The organism is Mycolicibacterium madagascariense (genome assembly GCF_010729665.1).
GTDB lineage: Bacteria > Actinomycetota > Actinomycetes > Mycobacteriales > Mycobacteriaceae > Mycobacterium > Mycobacterium madagascariense.
Map to the genome: position 1 here is coordinate 5,290,366 of NZ_AP022610.1, position 18,232 is coordinate 5,308,597.

An 18,232-nucleotide genomic window follows, 5' to 3' on the forward strand; every position below is an offset into this window, starting at 1 on the left:
ACGCTCACCGCAGCAGACCCCGCCTCGCGTAGACGACGGCGGCCTGGCGCACCAGTTCGGCGCAGCGCGCGGCACCCCGTGTCTCGAGCGAGGTGCGCAGCGCGTCGAGTTCCTCGGCCGTCGAGCGGTGCGGCCGCAGCGCCTCGTACAGCTGCATCACCTCTTCGTCGTCGATCGTCGCGAGTTCGGCTGCGCGCAGGAAGTTCTCGGCCAGCTGAGGGTTGCCGCCCTCCTCCGCGACGACGGCCTGGTGCGCCAGCGTCGCCGGGTCCATCCGCAGGTCGGCCAGGCCCAGCTCGCCGTCGACCGCAGCCCGCACCGTGATCCGTTCGTCGCTCACGGGCGCCGCACCCGGACGGTGACGGGCGGGCGGCCGGGCTCGCAGGCCTCGCGCTCGAGTGCGACCAGCGCGACGGCACGGGCGTGGTAGCGCGCCGAGATCGACTCGTCGGTGCCGCCGGTGAGGATCGGCACCGGCGCCATCCCCTTGGCGTGCCTGGCCGCATTCTTCCCCAGCTCGCGGTACATCTTCGCGGTCAGCAGCGGCGCGACGCTGAACAGTTCGAGATTCGCGAGCGGCGCCAGGTCGCGCCGGTGGATCAGCGCGGTGCCCTTGCCCTGCAAGCCAATTCCGATGCCCGAGCCGGACAGCCGCGCGGCGGTCAGTCCGATCAGCCCGACGTCGATGGTCGAACGCACCCGCACCCAGCGCGGCACGCAGCCCTCCTCCTCGAGCCCCGCGGCGAGCTGCCGCAGCACCTCGCCGACGGTGAGGCCGCACAGCGACAGCCACACCGTGCGCCCGAGCGCCGGCGACAACCCGATGCACACCTCGCGCGGGTCGCTGCCCTGCCGGGCGTCCTCGACCTCGGTCAGCGTGACGTGGCCGTGGTGCTCGGCCTGATCGGCCGTCAACTCCGCGGCCGTGCGCGACTGGCGGATCGCGTCGATCTCGCTGCGGCGCTCGAAGGTTGGGGCGTAACCGGTGCCGGGGCCCGCGTAGTCGTTCGGGTCGGTGATCTTCGACAGCACGCGGAACTCGCCGTCGAAGATCGCGGAGGTCTGCAGCTGGTCACCGCGCAGCCGCTCGCGCGTCAGCCGCGTGATGGCCTCGGCCTCCTCGGCGAAGCCGGTCCGCTGCAGCGAGGCGATGACGTCGAAGACCGTCAGCTGCTTGGCCTCGATCGCGGTGGCCGCCTCGGCCACCGCCTTCGGGTCGTCGACCGTCAGATCGCGGGATCCGTTGGCCACCACCACCGCATCGACCCGTTCGTCGTCGAAGTCGGCCAACCCGAGGTCGCGGTAGACCGCCTGCACCGCGGTGGCGGCCCGTCGCCGGACCCGCGCCTGGTGTTCGACCGACACCGTGCGCAGCCCGCCGTCGACGCCCCAGTCGCGCTGCAGCACCAGGAAGTCGTCCATGTCGTCGGAGTTGAAGTTCGACAGCGCGAAGGCGTTGTCGTAGCGCGGGATCGAACCGAACCCGGAGAAGATGAAGTCGGCACCGGCCAGCAGGACGGGCAGCGTGTGGGCGCTGCGGCGGATGTCGGACTCGGAGATGAGATTGTCGTTGCCGGCGCAGGATTCGAGATCGCGCATCATCACCATGAGGTTCTCGGCGAGCAGTTCCTTCATGCCGTCGGGCACCGACGCCACCACCCCGACACCGTCGATGCCGCCGTTCTGCACGCCCTGCGACCCCAGGGCCCGGGCCAGCGAGACGCAGCGCGACTCCAGGTAGAGGATCGAGCACTTCTCCGCCGCACCCATGAGCACCTCGGCGCCGCCACCGCTCGTCACCCGCATCTTGAGGCCGCGCGAGGCGTAGGCCGACGTCAGGATGGCCTTGCTGAAGGGTGTGTCGTCGCCATCGACGAACACCTGCTCGGTGCCGTAGATGGAGATCGTCTCGGCGTAGCTGGTCAGACCCCTCAGGCCGAGCCGCAGCTCGAGCGCCTCCTCGATCGAGCACTGCGCCATCGCGCCGGGCGTGCCGACCTGGCTGCCGATCAGCAGTGCGACCGCGTTGGACGGGGCGTCGCCGAGCACCGGCACCGTCGTCTCGACCTCCCGGAATCCGTAGGCGACGGCGCTGGCCGCGTCGGCCGCGATCAGTAGCGGGTCGTCGAGCTGGTTGGTGACGTGCGCCTGGTTGCTCGGCGTGCGCCGCGCGCGCATCTTCGCCATCGCCGCCTGCATCTCCACCGGCGTCAGCAGCGCGACGACACGGGCCAGCTTCGCGGGCGTGATGCCGCCGACGAGGCGGACCACGTCCGCCCGCGGGACGGTGAAGTCGGCGGCCATGCAGGCCAGGTCCCGGTCGGGCAGCGCCATGGCCTCCTCGGCCACCGCGAGATCGAGCCCGTAGCGCGCGATGAACTCGTCGATGACGTCGAACTCGGCGGCGGGCTTGCCGTCCAGTTCGACGACCGCACCGTCGCGCATCACCAGGGAGGGCTCCGGGTCGAACGGGCTGTGCATCGCCACCAGCCCGAGGTGGGGGTCGGCGGCGCTGAACCCGTCCAGATTGACCGGCTTCGCGTCGAGCACGCGCATCCGGCCCAGGTCGAGGTCGGCGTCGCGAGCCGGGTCGTCAGTCACGCCGTCATCCTCTCACCGAACCGGGTGCTCGGGTGGCCTCAGTCGCGAACGACGTTGTCCTCGTACACGATTCGACCGATCAATTCGTAACGACGCGGGTCGCGGAGCTTGAAGTACAGCGCCATGGCCGCCCCGAGGACGAACAGACCCACCACGATCCACGGCGTCAGCTGGAACAGCAGCGTGCCCGATGCAGCGCCCGCGGCGGCGTCCTTGTGCACCCACAGCAGGTACACCACGTACAGCATGCCGATCCCGCCGAGCAGCGGTGCCAGGAACGTCTTGAACCAGTGTGCGCTCGACGGGTGGTTCTTGTGGAAGTGGAAGTAGGCGACGACCGCGAACGCACACAGCGACTGCACGACGAGGATCGCCATGGTGCCCAAGATCGCGAGCAGCGTGTACATGTGGATGTAGGGATCCATGCCGGCGAAGTAGAACGCCAGGATGAGCACCAGCGCGATGCCGGTCTGGACGAACGACGCGATGTGGGGCGACCCGTGCGTGGGATGCGTTGCGCCGATGGTCTTCTGGAGTCCGCCGGACAGACCCTCGCGACCCATCGCGTAGAGGTACCGCGACGCGCAGTTGTGGAAGGCCATGCCGCAGGCGAACGAACCGGTCACCAGCAGGATGTTGAACAGCGTGATGGCCCATTCCCCGTAGGTCGACCGCACCGTGCCGAAGAAGATCTCCGAGGACGTGTCGGCGTTCTGGGCCAGGTCGACGGCGCGCTGGGGGCCGGTGCCCGCGATCGCCATCCAGGACACGAAGACGTAGAAGAGACCGACGCCGAGGACGCTGATCATGGTGGCGCGCGGGATGATTCGCTTCGGGTCCTTGGACTCCTCGCCGTACATCGCGGTGGACTCGAAGCCGACCCACGACCAGAACGCGAAGAACAGGCCCAGCCCGGCGCTGGCTCCGGCGACCGCGGCCGGGGTGAAGGCGCCGACGGGGTTGAGCGTCTCGGCGACCGCGAAGCCGTCGGGCCCGCCGCCCTTGACCACCACGGCCAGCGCACCGAGGGACAGCATCACGATCTCGGTCACCAGGAAGACGCCCAGCACCTTGGCCGTGAGGTTGACGTCGAAGTAGGTCAGGATGCAGTTCAGCACCATCATCAGCAGCGCGGGCGCCAGCCACGGCACGCTCACGTCGAACTGGGACTTGAACAGGTTCTGGAAGAAGAACGAGAAGATGCCGATGAGCGACGCCTCGAACACGATGTAGGCCATGGTGATCAGGAGTCCGCTGGCCATGCCGATGATGCGGCCCAGACCGTGGGAGATGTATCCGTAGAACGCGCCGGTGGCGGTGATGTGCTTGGCCATCGTGGCGTACCCGATCGCGAACAGTCCGAGCACGACCGTGGCGACGATGTAACCCGCGGGTGCGTGTGAACCATTTCCGAACCCGACCGCGATCGGCACGTTGCCGACCATCGCCGTGATGGGCGCAGCCGTGGCGACCGCCATGAAGATGACGCCGACCGTGCCGACGGCGTTCCTCTTCAGCCGTTGAATGGAGTCACCAGTGTCTTCGTCTCGCGTGACGACGTGATCGGTCATCTGTGAAGTACCTTCCAGAAGGCAGTGGGGGGCTCGTGCCGAGTCGTATCGTGACACCGCCGGTCGGACTGCGCAACCGTTTCGGCACTCCAATTGACATAAATGGTTGACCTTTTTATTCTCGACTCCTGCGGCCAAACCGCCGGCCGTCTCAGTCAGGGAGCCCCGGTGTACGACTACGGCACTTTCTCGTTCGAATCCAAGGCGCAGGTCCTCGAGCAGTCCAAGAAGTACTGGAATCCGGACAAGACCCAGTTCTGGACCGACGCCGGCGTCGACCTCGTCATCGACCGCAGGGAGGACTACTTCCTCTGGGACATGGGCGGCCGCCGGCTCATCGACATGCACCTCAACGGCGGCACCTACAACCTCGGCCACCGCAACGCCGAGATCATGGCGGCACTGATCGAGGGCATGCAGCACTTCGACATCGGCAACCACCACTTCCCGTCGGTGGCCCGCACCGCGCTCGCGCAGCGTCTCGTCGACTCCGCTCCGGCGTCGATCACCAAGGTGGCCTTCGGATCCGGCGGCGGCGAGGCCATCGACATCGCGCTCAAGAGCGCCCGGCACGCCACCAAGCGGCGCAAGATCGTCTCGGTCATCAAGGCCTACCACGGGCACACCGGCCTGGCCGTCGCGACCGGTGACGACCGCTTCGCCAAGCTGTTCCTCTCCGACCGACCCGACGAGTTCGTCCAGGTGCCGTTCGGCGACGTCGACGCCATGGAGCGCGCGCTCTCCGGTGGCGACGTCGCCGCCGTCATCATGGAGACCATCCCCGCCACCTACGGATTCCCGCTGCCCCCAACGGGTTACCTCGAGGCCGTCAAGGAGCTCACCGAGCGCCACGACGCGCTCTACATCGCCGACGAGGTGCAGACCGGGTTGATGCGCACCGGCGAGATGTGGGGCATCACCAAGCACGGCATCGAGCCCGACATCATGGTCGCGGGCAAGGGATTGTCCGGCGGCATGTACCCGATCACCGCGGCGATGCTGAGCGACCGGGCGGCCCAGTGGCTCGACGAGGACGGCTTCGGCCACATCTCGACGTTCGGCGGTGCCGAACTCGGCTGCGTCGCCGCGATCAAGACGCTGGAGATCACGAGCCGGCCCGAGGTGCGGGCCAACGTCCACGCGATCACCGACGTGTTCGCCACCGGACTCGCGCGCATACAGGCCGACCATCCGGACTGGTTCGTCGGGATCCGGCAGAATGGCGTGGTGATCGGCCTGGAGTTCGACCATCCCGAGGGCGCCAAGTTCGTGATGCGCGAGTTGTACGAGAACGGCGTGTGGGCCATCTTCTCCACGCTCGATCCCCGCGTCCTGCAGTTCAAGCCCGGTCTGCTGCTCACCAGGGAGCTGTGCGACGACGTCCTGGCACGGTTGGCCGTCGCGGTGAGCACGGCAGCCACCGCCGCTTCGGTCGGGTGACGCGGTGGCCGAGCAACCGTTCGTCTCCGACGACGAGGAACCGTTCGTCTCCGACGACGAGGAACCGTTCGTCTCCGACGACGTCGAGGTCGCCGCGCACGCACTCGCCGCCTACGACGTCGCCCCCGGTTCGACCCTGCGGTTGCTCAACCTGTCGGAGAACGCGACCTACGAGCTGACCGACGCCGGCACCGGAGCGCGGTCGATCCTGCGGGTGCACCGCAAGGGCTACCACCGCCAGCACGAGATCGAGTCCGAGCTCGCCTGGCTCGACGCGCTGCGCCGCGACTGCGACGTCGCCGTGCCGACCGTGCTGGCGACGCGCGACGGGCGCCGCGTGGTCACCGTCGACCACGACGGCACGCCACGCCACGTCGTGCACTTCGAGATGGTCGCCGGTGCCGAGCCCGACGAGACGACGCTGACCGTCGAGGACTTCCACACCCTCGGCCGGATCACCGCCGCCCTGCACGACCATTCGCGGAACTGGCAGCGCCCCAACGAGTTTGAGCGATTCGCGTGGGACTGGGAGCACAGCCTCGGCGACCAACCCCGCTGGGGGCGGTGGCGCGATGCCGTCGGCGTCGGCGACGCCGAGGCCGACGTGCTGGGCCGCGCGAGCGAGCTGTTGCGCCGCCGCCTGGAGGACTACGGCACCGGAACGGACGTCTACGGCCTGGTGCATGCGGACCTGCGCCTGGCCAACCTCCTCGTCGACGGGGACCGCATCACGGTCATCGACTTCGACGACTGCGGATTCGGTTGGTACTTCTACGACTTCGGCACCGCGGTGTCCTTCTTCGAGGACGACCCGGCCGTGCCCGAATGGCAGGACGCCTGGGTCACCGGGTACCGCACCCGCCGGGAACTGTCTGCGCGCGACGAGGCGATGCTGCCGTCGTTCGTGCTGCTGCGCCGCCTGCTGCTGCTGGCCTGGATGGGGACGCACAGCCACTCCCGGGAATCGCAAGCGATCTCGGTCACCTACGCCAAGGGCAGTTGCGAACTCGCAGAACGTTATCTGACCACCCACTGACTCCAACCGAAGGGCACCGAACATGTTCACCTCGCTGCAGGGCCGCACGGCCATCGTCACCGGAGGAAGCAAGGGCATCGGGCGCGGCATCGCCGAGACGTTCGCCGACGCCGGGGTCAACGTCGTCGTCACCGGCCGCACCGAATCCGACGTCGACGCCTGCGTCGCCGCGCTGGCGGGCAAGCCCGGCGCGGTGAGCGGGGTGAAGGCCGACGTGACGAGCCAGGAGGACTGCCGCCGCGTCGTGGCCACCGCCGTGGAACGCCATGGCGCACTGGACATCGTCTGCGCCAACGCCGGGATCTTCCCGTCCGGCCGGATCGAGGACCTCACGCCCGACGACATCGAGGAGGTCATCGGCGTCAACTTCAAGGGCACCGTGTACATCGTGCAGGCGGCGCTGGCCGCACTGACCGACAGCGGGCACGGCCGGATCATCGTGACGTCGTCGATCACCGGGCCCATCACCGGCTTTCCCGGCTGGTCGCACTACGGCGCCAGCAAGGCCGCCCAGCTCGGCTTCATCCGCACCGCCGCAATGGAATTGGCGCCGAAGAACATCACCATCAACGCCGTGCTGCCCGGCAACATCGTCACCGAGGGCCTCATCGAGATGGGCCAGGAGTACATGGACGGGATGACCGCGGCCATCCCCGCGGGGCGCCTGGGTAGCGTGGCCGACATCGGCAATGCCGCGCTGTTCTTCGCCACCGACGAGGCCGGCTTCATCACCGGGCAGTCGCTCGTCGTGGACGGCGGCCAGGTGCTGCCCGAGTCCCAAGAAGCGATCGGCGAGCAGTAGGGGTCTTCCGTGGTCAAACCGACCGAGCAGTTGCGGCGACGCATCGTCGCCGACATCAACGCGGGCGTTCCCGGCGCGAAGCTGGGCAGCGAGCGCGAACTCGCCGAGCGGTACTCGACCAGCCGCTCGAGCCTGCGCCAGATGCTCGCAGCGCTGGAGGAGGCGGGCCTGGTGCATCGCGCCATCGGCCGTTCGGGCGGCATCTTCATCAGCCACACCCAGGTGCAGCGCAGCCTGTCCGACGTCGTCGGCGTCCCCGCGTTCCTGGCCAACCAGGGGTACGTCGCCGGGACCCGCGTGCTGGCGACGAAGATCACTGCGCCCGACCACATCGCGCAGACGTCGCTGCGGCTCGGCCCGGACGACTTCGTGGTCGAGATCCAACGCGTCCGGCTGGCCGACGGATCACCAATCTCGTTGGAGCTGGCCCAGTTTCCCGCCGAGGCCTTTCCCGGCCTGCTCGAGAAGCAGCTCGGCGGATCGCTCTACGAAATCCTGGAGCGCGACTACGGGCTGGTCACCTCGCACGCCGACGAGCGCATCGAGGCCGTCAACGCGACGCCGGACGAGGCGTCCCTGTTGGCCATCGAACCCGGGTCGGCGCTGCTGCTCATCACCCGCATCGCCTACGACCAGGACGGGGCGCCGTGCGAGTACTCCCGCGACCTGTTCCGCGGTGACCGCACCCGGCTCGCGGTGACGGTCCAGGGCCAGGGCATCGGCGTGCAGTCCCCCGCCGCCACCGCGACCGTCGCGCTGCAGAGCAACGCCGTCGCCTAGATTGCCCGTATGAGCCCCGCCGGCCGCTTCGCACCGAGCCCGTCGGCGGACCTGCACATCGGCAACGTGCGGACGGCGGTTTTGGCGTGGCTGTTCGCCCGTTCGAGCCGCCGGCGCTTCCTGATGCGCGTCGAGGATCTCGACGACCGCAGCTCCCACGACGTCGCCGCCAGGCAGCTGCGCGACCTCGCCGCCGTCGGCCTCGATTGGGACGCGGACCCGGAATACCAGACGGCGCACCGCGATCGGTACGACGCGGTGATCGCCGACCTCGTCGATCGCGGGCTGACCTACGAATGCTTCTGCAGCAGAAGGGACATCGCCCAGGCGCCCCGCGCACCGCACGCACCCGAGGGCGCCTACCCCGGCACCTGCCGCGACCTCACCGCGGCCCAGCGCGCCGAACGGCGTGCCGAGGGTCGACCGCCGGCGCTGCGATTGCGTTCGCAGACAACAGAATTCACGGTCACCGACCTGCTACACGGCACGTATACGGGCGTGGTCGACGACATGGTGCTGCGCCGCGGTGACGGCGTGCCCGCCTACAACCTCGCCGTGGTGGTGGACGACGCGGCCGCCGGCGTCGACCAGGTGGTCCGCGGTGACGACCTGCTGCCCTCGTCCCCACGACAGGCCTACCTCGGCTCGCTGCTGGGCCACCCGCAGCCGGTCTACGCCCACGTGCCGCTGGTGCTCAACGCCGAGGGCCGGCGACTGGCCAAACGCGACGGCGCCGTCACCGTCGGCGAGATCGGCGCGCCGCGGGCGATGGCGCAGATCGCCGCGTCGCTGGGGTTCAGTGCCACGACGCCGGAGGGGATGCTGGCCGAATTCGATCCGGCGCGGCTGCCCCGTGCGCCCTGGACATTCGTCCCCCGGTGAGCGCAACCATTGGCCTCCTGGCAGCTGCTTGCTAGGTTCCGCCGGTGAGCTACCACCTCCGCAGAGCTGTGCCGGCGCTGCTGCTGCTCGTCGCGCTCGCCGCCGCCGCGTGCGGGTCGAGCCAGCACGCGGGGCAGACCACACCGTCCTCCGGAGTGCTCCGAGTGGGCACCGAGGGCACCTACGCGCCGTTCAGTTTTCAGGACCCCGCGACCGGGAAACTGGCCGGCTACGACGTCGACGTCGCGAACGCGGTGGGCGCCAAGCTCGGCAAGAGGGTCGAATTCGTCCAGACGCCTTGGGATTCCATCTTCGCCGCGCTCGAGGCCAACCGCTTCGACGTCGTCGCCAACGAGGTGACGATCACCCCGGAGCGCGCAAGCAAGTACGACCTGTCGGAGCCCTACTCGGTCGGGGAGGGCGTCGTCATCACCCGCGCGAACGACGACTCGATCAGGTCGGTGGCCGACCTCAAGGGCAAGACCGTCGGCGCGACCGTCACCAGCAACTGGGCCCAGGTGTCCCGTGACGCCGGCGCGACGCTGGCTCCCGTCGAGGGATTCACGCAGGCGATCACCCTGCTCAACCAGGGTCGCGTCGACGCCGTGGTCAACGACAGCATCGCCTTCCACGCCTACCAGGCCGAGACCAACGACCAGTCGGTGAAGATCGCGGCGACGATTCCCCAGCGGAGTGAGCAGGCCTTCGCGGCCCGCAAGAACAGCGGTCTGCTGCCCGAGCTGAACAAAGCGCTCGACGAACTGCGGGCCGACGGCACACTGGCGTCGATCTCGCAGAAGTACCTCAAGGCGGACGCGTCCGGCGGCCCGGCGGCAGGCGGCGCGCAACCCGCGACCCGATCGGCGTGGCAACTCATCGGCGCCAACCTGTGGCCGCTGGCCAAGGCGGCGATCACGGTCACGATCCCGCTGACGGTCATCAGCTTCGTCATCGGCCTGGTGCTCGCGCTGATCGTGGCGCTCGGTCGGCTGTCGTCGAACCGGGTGATCTCCAGCGTCGCCCGCTTCTACATCTCGATCATCCGCGGCACCCCGCTGCTGGTGCAGCTCTTCATCATCTTCTTCGCGCTGCCGCAGGCCGGCATCAAGCTCGACCCGTTCCCGGCCGCGGTCATCGCGTTCAGCATCAACGTCGGGGGCTACGCCGCCGAGATCATCCGTTCGGCGATCCAGAGCATTCCGAAGGGTCAGTGGGAGGCCGCCGAGACCATCGGCTACCACTACGCGGGCGCGCTGCGGCGCATCATCCTGCCGCAAGCCGCGAGGGTGGCGGTCCCGCCGCTGTCCAACACCCTCATCTCGCTGGTGAAGGACACCTCGTTGGCGTCGACGATCCTGGTCACCGAACTGCTGCGCACCGCACAGGTCGCGGCGGCGCCGACGTTCGAGTTCTTCGCGCTCTACGGGACGGCCGCCGTGTACTACTGGGTGATCTGCCTGGTGCTGTCATTCGGCCAGAACCGCCTGGAACACCGACTGGAGAGGTACGTGGCGCGATGACCGGTTCGGCCGAGGACGAGTATCGGGTGGTGGCCGCGGGCGTCGAGAAGGCGTTCGGCGCCAATCGGGTGCTCAAGGGGGTCTCGTTCACGGTGCGGCGCGGCACCGCGACCGCCATCATCGGGCCGTCCGGTTCCGGCAAGACGACACTGCTGCGCACCCTGAATGCGTTGGACCGCGCCGACGCCGGGGTCATCAGGGTCGACGACGTCGAACTCGACTTCGGCACACCCGTGTCCAAGCCCGACGTGCGAAGGTTCCAGTCCCGCAGCGGTTTCGTGTTCCAGGGCCACAACCTGTTTCCGCACCGGACGGTGCTGCAGAACGTGATCGAGGGCCCGGTGTTCGTGCAGAAGCGGCCGAGGGACGAAGCCGTCGCCGAGGCCGTCGCCCTGCTCGATCAGGTCGGGCTGGCCGACAAGCAGGACCGTTACCCCTATCAGTTGTCCGGCGGTCAGCAGCAGCGCGTCGGCATCGCACGGGCAGTGGCGCTCAAACCCCAGCTGCTGCTGTTCGACGAGCCGACCTCCGCGCTGGATCCCGAGCTCGTCGGCGAAGTCCTCTCCGTCATCAAGGATCTCGCCGTCGAGGGGTGGACGCTGGTGATCGTCACCCACGAGATCCAGTTCGCGAAGCAGGTGTCTCAGCAGGTGCTCTTCACCGACGACGGCCTCATCCTCGAACGCGGCACGCCCGACGAGGTGATCGGCGATCCGAAGGAGGAGCGCACCCGCCAGTTCCTCGACCGGATCCTCAACCCGCTCTAGGCCTCGTATTTCCTCGCAAGGAGCAGTTCCACTGCGGCGGAGGCACTTTGGGCCGCGCTCTCCATGGTGGCCGACCAGTCGGTGGCGGTCCAGTCCCCGGCCAGCACCAGCGACGGCACCGACGTCCGCTGGGGTGGACGCAGCGAATCCATGCCGACCACCTGTGAGAAGGTGGCCCGCGGCATCTTGACCACCTGCGCCTCGAGCACCTCGGCGTCCCTGGCGGCCGGGTAGTACCGGCGCAGCAATGCCAGTTGCTCGGCGACGATGGCGTCACTGGTGCGGTGGATCTGCTCGTAGGCCCCGCTGGTCGTCAGGCAGTAAAGCCACCCGCGCTCGGTGCTCCTGCCGTGCATGAGCTGTCGGTCGAACACCTCGTCGATGACACCCGTGCCACCGATGAGCCCCTCGAAGGCGGACTCGGTCCCCAGTGGCCGGTCCAGGTAGAGGTTGGTGCTGACGATGGGCGTGTAGCTCAACGTGTCTGCCGCTGAATCGATTTCGGCATGCTCGGGCAGGTCGTCGAGCAGTCCGCCGACGTTCGAGTTGGGCACGGCGCAGACCACGCCGTCGGCGGGCACGACCGTGCCGTCGGTCAGCTGCACACCGGTGACCGCGCCGCCCTCGATCCGGATGCGGCGCGCCACCGCGCGGTAGCGCACCCGCACCCCGTGGGCGGCGAAGAACGACAGCGCACCCGAGACGAGGAGGGTGTCGAGGTCCACCGTCGGGTAGCCGATGGTGATCGCGCGACGATGCCGCACACCCATGCGGAACCCGGTGGCCAGCACCTTGGCGAACACCTTCGCCGACCCCTGTGACACGGGCTCGGCGGCGATGCCGAGCGCCAACCAATCCCACAGCGCTTCACGCGCAGGCGAAGGCATGCCCACCCTGGTGAACCACTGCTCGGTGGTCAGGTCCCCGAGGTCCGCGGGCGGGTGCAGGGCCTGCCAGCCCAGGCGCACGGTCGCCCGCGCGGCCCGCAGCCGATCGTGCACCCCGGCGTCGGGATGCACGCCGAACAGCTGGCGTACCGCGCCGAACCCCGTGGTCCGGACGACGACCTTGCGGCCGTCCGGCCACCGCAGCGTCGAGGTGGCGGGGAAGGCGACGAACTGCCGGGTGCCGATGCTGGTGAGGTAGCGGAAGAGATGCTCGTAGCCGCTGGCGATGACGTGTTGACCGTTGTCGGGCAGATCGTCGACCCGCTCGGCGCGCATCGCATGGGTGCGCCCGCCGAGGTGTCCGCGCCGTTCGAGGAGCGTGACGTCGTGGCCCGCTTCGGCCAGCCACACGGCCGACGCGAGACCCGCCACACCACCGCCGATGACGACGTACCGTGCGCGTTCGGCGGCCATCCCGCCAACGTACGCGCGGCGGTCTGGGAGAGTGAAGCCATGGCACCGCCCCGCGAAGCCGACGTCGTCATCGTCGGCGCCGGCCTCTCGGGCATGATCGCCGCCAGAAGGGTGCTCGCCGCCGGGCTGGTGCCCGTCGTCCTCGAGGCCGACGAGCGGGTCGGTGGACGCATCCTGACCGAGGTGGTCGACGGGGTGCCTCTGGATCTCGGCGCGCAGTGGATCGGCGACACCCACGAGCGGATGTTCCGGCTGGCTGCCGAACTGGGCGTGGACACCTTCGCCCAGTACGACGAGGGCGAGACGTCGTACCAGATCGGCAGTCCGGACGTGTTGGGCGAGAACGACTTTCACGATCGCCATGCCGCCGAGCTGGCCGACCTGCAACGCGTGCTGCGCCGCCTCGACGAACTCGCCGCCGACGTGCCGGTCGAGGCGCCGTGGCTGGCGCCGCGGGCCCACGAATGGGATGCGATCACCGCAGCCGCCTGGTATGACGCCCAGGGGCTCTCGCCGGTGGCCAGGACCCTGCTGGAGATCTGCACCGTCGGCATCCTGGCGGTGCCGACCGCCGAGTTGTCGTTCCTGCACCTGCTGTTCACGATTCAGACGTGCGGCGTCACGGCCGAACTGTTCGCCGAGTCCGAGGGCGGCGCCCAGACGACGAGGTTCGTCGGCGGCACCGGCGAGATCACCAGACGGCTCGCCGAGCTGATCGCCGACCACCTCGTGCTCGACTCGCCCGTGCTGCTGATCGAGCACGACGCCGACCGGGTCACCGTGCATTGCCGCGGCGGGCTCGTCGTGCTGGCGCGCCGGGTGATCGTCGCGATCTCCCCGACGTTGGCGGGACGCATCATGTACGACCCGCCGCTGCCCGGCGTCCGCGACCAGCTCATTCAGCGGTCACCGAACGGCTCGGCGATGAAGGCGTTCTTCGTCTACGACGAACCCTTCTGGCGCACAGCTGGTTTCAACGGTCAGCTCATCTCCGACGTCGGCCCGGCCCGGATGTCGAACGACAGCGGCCATCCCGGCGATGGGCGCGGCGTGCTCCTGCTGTTCTTGGAGGGCGAGCAGGCCCGCACGTTCGGACGGCTGCCGCAGGAGCAGCGCCGCACCGCGCTGACCGCGGAGTTGGTGCAGCACTTCGGCGCCAAGGCGGCGCGCCCCGCTCACTACCTCGACGGCGAATGGTCCGAACGGCAGTGGACCCGCGGCTGCTACAACGCCAACCACGGTCCGCTGGTGTGGACGAACTTCGGGTCCGCGCTCAGCGCGCCCATCGGCGCCATCCACTGGGCCTCTACCGATACCGCCACGCGGTGGAGCGCCTACATGGAGGGTGCCGTCGAGGCGGGCGAGCGCGCCGCGGCCGCCGTCGTGCTCAGTATCTCCTCGCGAGCAGACGCAAAGGGCCCTCGATAGGGCCGTTTCAGGGCCGTTTACGTCTGCTCGCGGGAGAAATCGGGAGGGTGGCCAGCCCGCGCAGCGTGACGTTGGGGCGGTAGGTCGGCTCGGCGGCGAGCCGGGCCGTCGGGAAGCGCGCCGTCACGGCGGAGAGCGCGATCCTGGCCTCCAACCGGGCCAGCGGCGCGCCGAGGCAGAAGTGCACGCCGTGGCCGAAAGCCAAGTGCCGCAGTCCCTCCCGATCGGGGTCGAACACGTCCGGCCGCTCGAACGCCGCCGGATCCCGTTGCGCCGCAGCGAACAACAGCATCATGGTGTCGCCCTTGGGCACCGGCGTCTCACCGATCGTCATGTCCTCGGCGGCGATCCGCCCCGCCAACTGCACGGGCGGATCCCACCGCAGCGTCTCCTCCACGATGGACGACGCCCGCTGCGGATCCGCCGCCAGCTCGGCCCAGTACCGCGGATGTCGCAGCATCGCCAGCATCGCGTTGGCGATGAGGTTGACGGTGGTCTCGTGGCCCGCGATCAGGAGCAGGTTGCAGGTGGCGACGAACTCGTCGGTCGTGAGCTGGTCGCCGTCCTCCTCGGCGGCGATCAACGCCGAGATGAGGTCCTCGCGCGGGGCGGCGCGCCGCTCGGCGATCAGGTCGGCGAGGTAGCCACGCAGCCAGCGGCCGGCCTCGAGGCGGGCCGCGAAGTCCTCGGGCAACGCACCGGTGATCGTGCTGAACGGATCGAGACCCTGCGCCAGCAGCGCCGATGCCCGGCTGAACTCGGGCTCGTCGGCGAGCGGCACGCCGAGCATCCGGCAGATGACGGCCACCGGCAGCGGATGGGCGAGGTCGGCGACGGCGTCGAAGCCGTCCGCGTCGGCCACGGCGTCGAGCAGCCCGGCGACCATGCCCTCGACGTCGGGCTCCAGTGACCTGACCACCTTCGGCGCGAACGCCTGCTGGGCGAGCTTGCGCAACCGGGTGTGGTCCGGCGGATCCAGGAACAGGAAGCCCGGCTGCCCGAGCGGGCGCGGGGTCGCGCCCTTGGCGATCTCGCGCTGCGCGACCGTCGACTTGAGCCGGTCGCTGGCCGACTCCGGGTGGCGCAGCACGTCGCCGCAGTCGGCGAACGAGGAGAACACCACCAGGTTGTTCTTGGGCAGCGGCAGCGGGCCGCGCGCCAGCACCTCGCGGTACACCGGGTAGGGGTTGGCCCGGTTGGCCGGGTCCAGCAGCTGTACGAGGAGCGCCTGCGGGTCGACGGTCTGCGTCATGCTCCTATTGTGCGCGCGTCGAGTAGTACCGACCCAGCACGTGGTCGCGCAGCTCGTCGAATTCGCCGGCGATGATCGCCGCACGGATCTGGTCGACCATCCTGATCACGAACCGCTCGTTGTGGATCGTGCAGAGCGTGGCGGACAGCATCTCCTTGGCCTTGAACAGGTGGCGGAGGTAGGCCCGCGTGTAGTTGGCGCAGGTGTAGCAGTCGCAGTCGGCGTCGATGGGGGTGAAGTCGCGTTTGTAGCGGGCGCCGGTGATGTTGAACCGGCCCGTCGGCGAGTACACCGCGGCGTTGCGGGCGACCCGCGACGGCGACACGCAGTCGAACGTGTCGGCCCCCGCGGCGACGGCGGCGAAGAGGTCGTCGGGCTCGCTGATGCCGAGCAGGTGCCGCGGCTTGTCGTCGGGTAGCTCGTCGGTGACCCACCCGACGATGGTCGCGAGGTTCTGCTTCTCCAGCGCGCCGCCGATGCCGTAGCCGTCGAAGCCGCGGCCCTCGGCGTCGACGATCTCGGTCAGACCGCGCGCCGCCTGCCTCCTCAGATCCTCGTACTGCGCGCCCTGCACGACGCCGAACAGCGCCTGCGGCGGCTTGTCGGCGCGCACCACGCCGAGGCGACGGTGTTCGGCGAGGCACCGAACCGCCCAGTCGTGCGTGCGCCGCACCGAATCCTCTTGGTAGCCGCGGGTATTCATCAACGTGGTCAGTTCGTCGAACGCGAAGATGATGTCCGCCCCGAGCTGATGCTGGATGCCGATCGACACCTCGGGGGTGAAACGGTGCAGCGAGCCGTCGGTGTGCGACCGGAACGTCACCCCGTCGTCGTCGACGTGGGCCAGCCGTTCCTTGCCCTCGGCGATCACGTCGTCGGCCTGGACGCGGCCGGCATCCATCGCCAGCACCTTCTTGAAACCGACTCCCAGGGACAGCACCTGGAAGCCGCCGCTGTCGGTGAACGTGGGGCCCGGCCAGTTCATGAACGCCCCGAGTCCCCCCGCCTCGTCGACGACGTCCGGCCCCGGCTGCAGGTAGAGGTGGTAGGCATTCGACAGAATCGCCTGTGCCCCAACGCTCTTCATCGACTCGGGCAGCACCGCCTTGACGGTCGCCGCCGTGCCGACGGCGATGAACGCCGGGGTGCGAATGTCGCCGTGCGGGGTGTGGATGACACCGGCCCTACCGGACGTTCCCGGGAGCTCAGCCTCGACGTCGAAGTACTGCGGGGGCGGGGTGCTCACGGCGATAGATTCTCACATCAGGAAGCGCACGATCGCCTCGGCGAGCTCCTCCCCCGCGTCCTCCTGCAGGAAGTGTCCGGCATCGTGGATCGTGGGATGCTCCACGCCCCGCGCGCCGCGCATCTGCTCGACGAAGATGGGCGCCATCGCGCCGGTGATCGGATCACCGTCGCTGAAGGCCACCAACATCGGAGTCGGGCTGTCCGACAACGTCTTCCACGCCGCTCGATTCGCCGCGCTGGCGGGATCGTCCGGCGACGTCGGCACCAGCCCCGGCATCGCGCGGGGGCCCGCGCAGTAGGAGTCGTCGGGGAAGGGCGCGTCGTAGGCGGCGCGCACCTCGTCGCTCATGGGGCGCGCGCAGCCGGACTGCACGAACCGGCCCACCTCGATCTGCGGCAGCTCCTGGATGGCCTTGCGGAACTGCCACCAGATCTCGGGCATCGGCAGGTCGCCCGTCGGCAGGCCGGTGTTGGCGACCACGATCCGCGCGAACCGTTCGGGGTGTTCGGCCGCGAGGCGCAATCCGATGAGACCGCCCCAGTCCTGACCGACGAGCGTCGCCCGCTGCAGGTCGAGCTCGTCGAAGGCGACGGCCCGCATCCACTCGACGTGCCGCGCGTAGCTGTGGTCGGCGATGGCGGTGGGCTTGTCCGAGCGGCCGAACCCGACCAGATCCGGGCAGACGACGCGGTGTCCGGCGGCCACCAGGATCGGCATCATGCGGCGGTACAGGTACGACCACGACGGTTCGCCGTGCAGGAGCAGCACCGGGTCGGCGTCCGCGGGACCGTCCTCCACCCACGCGACGCGCAGCCGCCCACCCTCTTGGTCGTCGACCTCGCAGTACCGCGGGGAGTAGGGAAAGTCCGTCAGGCCGGCAAAGCGGGCGTCGGGGGTGCGCAACGACTCCATGGTGGTGAAGCTACTCTTTGCGATCTGCCGTGCGGCAATTCGGTGATTCCCACGCCCCCGGGTGGACCGCGCTCCATACTGCGGTGGACGCCCCGTTGATCTTGAAGGGCGCACGACGAAGGGGAGCACTATGAGGCAAGGTCTGCTGGTCGTCGCGGGAGGTGCCGCGATCGTCATCGTCGCCGCGGCGGGGTGTTCGTCGGGGGAGAAGTCGTCATCGCAGTCGAGCTCGAGTTCGTCGTCGTCCGCGTCGTCGTCGGCGTCGAGCAGTTCGAGTTCGGCGCAGGCGAGTTCGGGTGGCACCAAGGTCACGATCGACGGTCAGCCCAAGGACATCGCCGGCGACGTCGTGTGCGCCACGGCGGCCGGCCACGTCAACGTCGCGATCGGCCAGGGCACGACGGGTATCGCCGCCGTGCTCGGCGACGGGGACTCACCGTCGGTCACGTCGGTCGCACTGGGCAACGTCAACGGCGTCACGCTCGCGGTGGCGGCCGGCCAGGGTGATGCGACCGCGCAGAAGCAGGACAAGAGCTACAAGATCACCGGCAACGCCGTCGGCATCGACATGTCGAACCCGCTGCAGCCGGTGAAGAAGCCCTTCGAGCTGGACTTCACCTGCCCCTAGCCC

The 18,232-nt window shown here is 69.3% G+C and carries 16 protein-coding genes; 9 read left to right on the plus strand and 7 right to left on the minus strand.

From position 1 onward, the window contains the following. Positions 1-4 precede the first annotated feature (4 nt). The 3 genes from G6N60_RS25100 to G6N60_RS25110 form a co-directional block, all read right to left on the minus strand. Complete coding sequence (locus G6N60_RS25100; RefSeq protein ID WP_276027986.1) at positions 5-274, minus strand: diol dehydratase small subunit; 270 nt, start codon at positions 272-274, stop codon at positions 5-7. A 62-nt stretch (positions 275-336) separates the two neighbouring features. Then, complete coding sequence (locus G6N60_RS25105; protein ID WP_163744528.1) at positions 337-2,556, minus strand: propanediol/glycerol family dehydratase large subunit; 2,220 nt, start codon at positions 2,554-2,556, stop codon at positions 337-339. A gap of 83 nt (positions 2,557-2,639) precedes the next feature. After that, positions 2,640-4,172 (minus strand): APC family permease, encoded by a 1,533-nt coding sequence (locus G6N60_RS25110; protein WP_163742419.1) that lies wholly within the window; start codon positions 4,170-4,172, stop codon positions 2,640-2,642. Positions 4,173-4,340: 168 nt separating this feature from the next. Between G6N60_RS25110 and G6N60_RS25115 the strand changes: the two genes are divergently transcribed. The 7 genes from G6N60_RS25115 to G6N60_RS25145 are packed head-to-tail and all read left to right on the plus strand — an operon-like array spanning position 4,341 to position 11,399. Next, complete coding sequence (locus G6N60_RS25115) at positions 4,341-5,612, plus strand: class-III pyridoxal-phosphate-dependent aminotransferase (protein ID WP_163742421.1); 1,272 nt, start codon at positions 4,341-4,343, stop codon at positions 5,610-5,612. Between the two features lie 4 nt (positions 5,613-5,616). Next, entirely contained in the window at positions 5,617-6,648 is a 1,032-nt protein-coding gene (locus G6N60_RS25120; RefSeq protein WP_163742424.1) for a phosphotransferase enzyme family protein, read from the plus strand. A gap of 22 nt (positions 6,649-6,670) precedes the next feature. Next, positions 6,671-7,450, plus strand: a complete 780-nt coding sequence (fabG, locus tag G6N60_RS25125) for a 3-oxoacyl-ACP reductase FabG (RefSeq protein ID WP_163742427.1) — start codon at positions 6,671-6,673, stop codon at positions 7,448-7,450. A gap of 9 nt (positions 7,451-7,459) precedes the next feature. Further along, complete coding sequence (locus tag G6N60_RS25130) at positions 7,460-8,230, plus strand: GntR family transcriptional regulator (protein ID WP_163742430.1); 771 nt, start codon at positions 7,460-7,462, stop codon at positions 8,228-8,230. A gap of 9 nt (positions 8,231-8,239) precedes the next feature. Continuing rightward, positions 8,240-9,112, plus strand: a complete 873-nt coding sequence (gene gluQRS / locus G6N60_RS25135; protein WP_163742433.1) for a tRNA glutamyl-Q(34) synthetase GluQRS — start codon at positions 8,240-8,242, stop codon at positions 9,110-9,112. A gap of 44 nt (positions 9,113-9,156) precedes the next feature. Beyond that, positions 9,157-10,632 (plus strand): ABC transporter permease subunit, encoded by a 1,476-nt coding sequence (locus G6N60_RS25140; RefSeq protein WP_220100374.1) that lies wholly within the window; start codon positions 9,157-9,159, stop codon positions 10,630-10,632. Next, entirely contained in the window at positions 10,629-11,399 is a 771-nt protein-coding gene (locus G6N60_RS25145) for an amino acid ABC transporter ATP-binding protein (protein WP_163742436.1), read from the plus strand. The genes G6N60_RS25140 and G6N60_RS25145 overlap by 4 nt, the downstream gene beginning before the upstream one ends. Here the strand turns inward: G6N60_RS25145 and hpnE are convergent. Further along, the gene (gene hpnE / locus G6N60_RS25150) at positions 11,396-12,760 is read right to left on the minus strand and encodes a hydroxysqualene dehydroxylase HpnE (protein WP_163742439.1); all 1,365 of its coding nucleotides are present in this window, start codon (positions 12,758-12,760) and stop codon (positions 11,396-11,398) included. The genes G6N60_RS25145 and hpnE overlap by 4 nt on opposite strands. 39 nt (positions 12,761-12,799) lie before the next feature. Here hpnE and G6N60_RS25155 point away from each other — a divergent pair, with 39 nt between their 5' ends. Further along, positions 12,800-14,188, plus strand: coding sequence for a flavin monoamine oxidase family protein (locus G6N60_RS25155; protein WP_163742440.1), 1,389 nt, complete (start codon positions 12,800-12,802; stop codon positions 14,186-14,188). Between the two features lie 7 nt (positions 14,189-14,195). Here the strand turns inward: G6N60_RS25155 and G6N60_RS25160 are convergent, their stop codons facing one another. Genes G6N60_RS25160 through G6N60_RS25170 form a run of 3 tightly spaced genes read right to left on the minus strand, consistent with a single transcriptional unit; the run spans position 14,196 to position 17,601 of the window. Continuing rightward, on the minus strand, positions 14,196-15,440 hold the full coding sequence (locus G6N60_RS25160; protein WP_163742443.1) for a cytochrome P450: 1,245 nt from the start codon (positions 15,438-15,440) through the stop codon (positions 14,196-14,198). A 4-nt stretch (positions 15,441-15,444) separates the two neighbouring features. Continuing rightward, entirely contained in the window at positions 15,445-16,686 is a 1,242-nt protein-coding gene (gene tgt, locus G6N60_RS25165; RefSeq protein ID WP_163742446.1) for a tRNA guanosine(34) transglycosylase Tgt, read from the minus strand. A gap of 12 nt (positions 16,687-16,698) precedes the next feature. Next, positions 16,699-17,601, minus strand: coding sequence for a haloalkane dehalogenase (locus tag G6N60_RS25170; RefSeq protein ID WP_163742450.1), 903 nt, complete (start codon positions 17,599-17,601; stop codon positions 16,699-16,701). 130 nt (positions 17,602-17,731) lie between these two features. Here G6N60_RS25170 and G6N60_RS25175 point away from each other — a divergent pair, with 130 nt between their 5' ends. Further along, positions 17,732-18,229, plus strand: coding sequence for a lipoprotein LpqH (locus G6N60_RS25175; RefSeq protein ID WP_163742453.1), 498 nt, complete (start codon positions 17,732-17,734; stop codon positions 18,227-18,229). Positions 18,230-18,232: the final 3 nt, after the last annotated feature.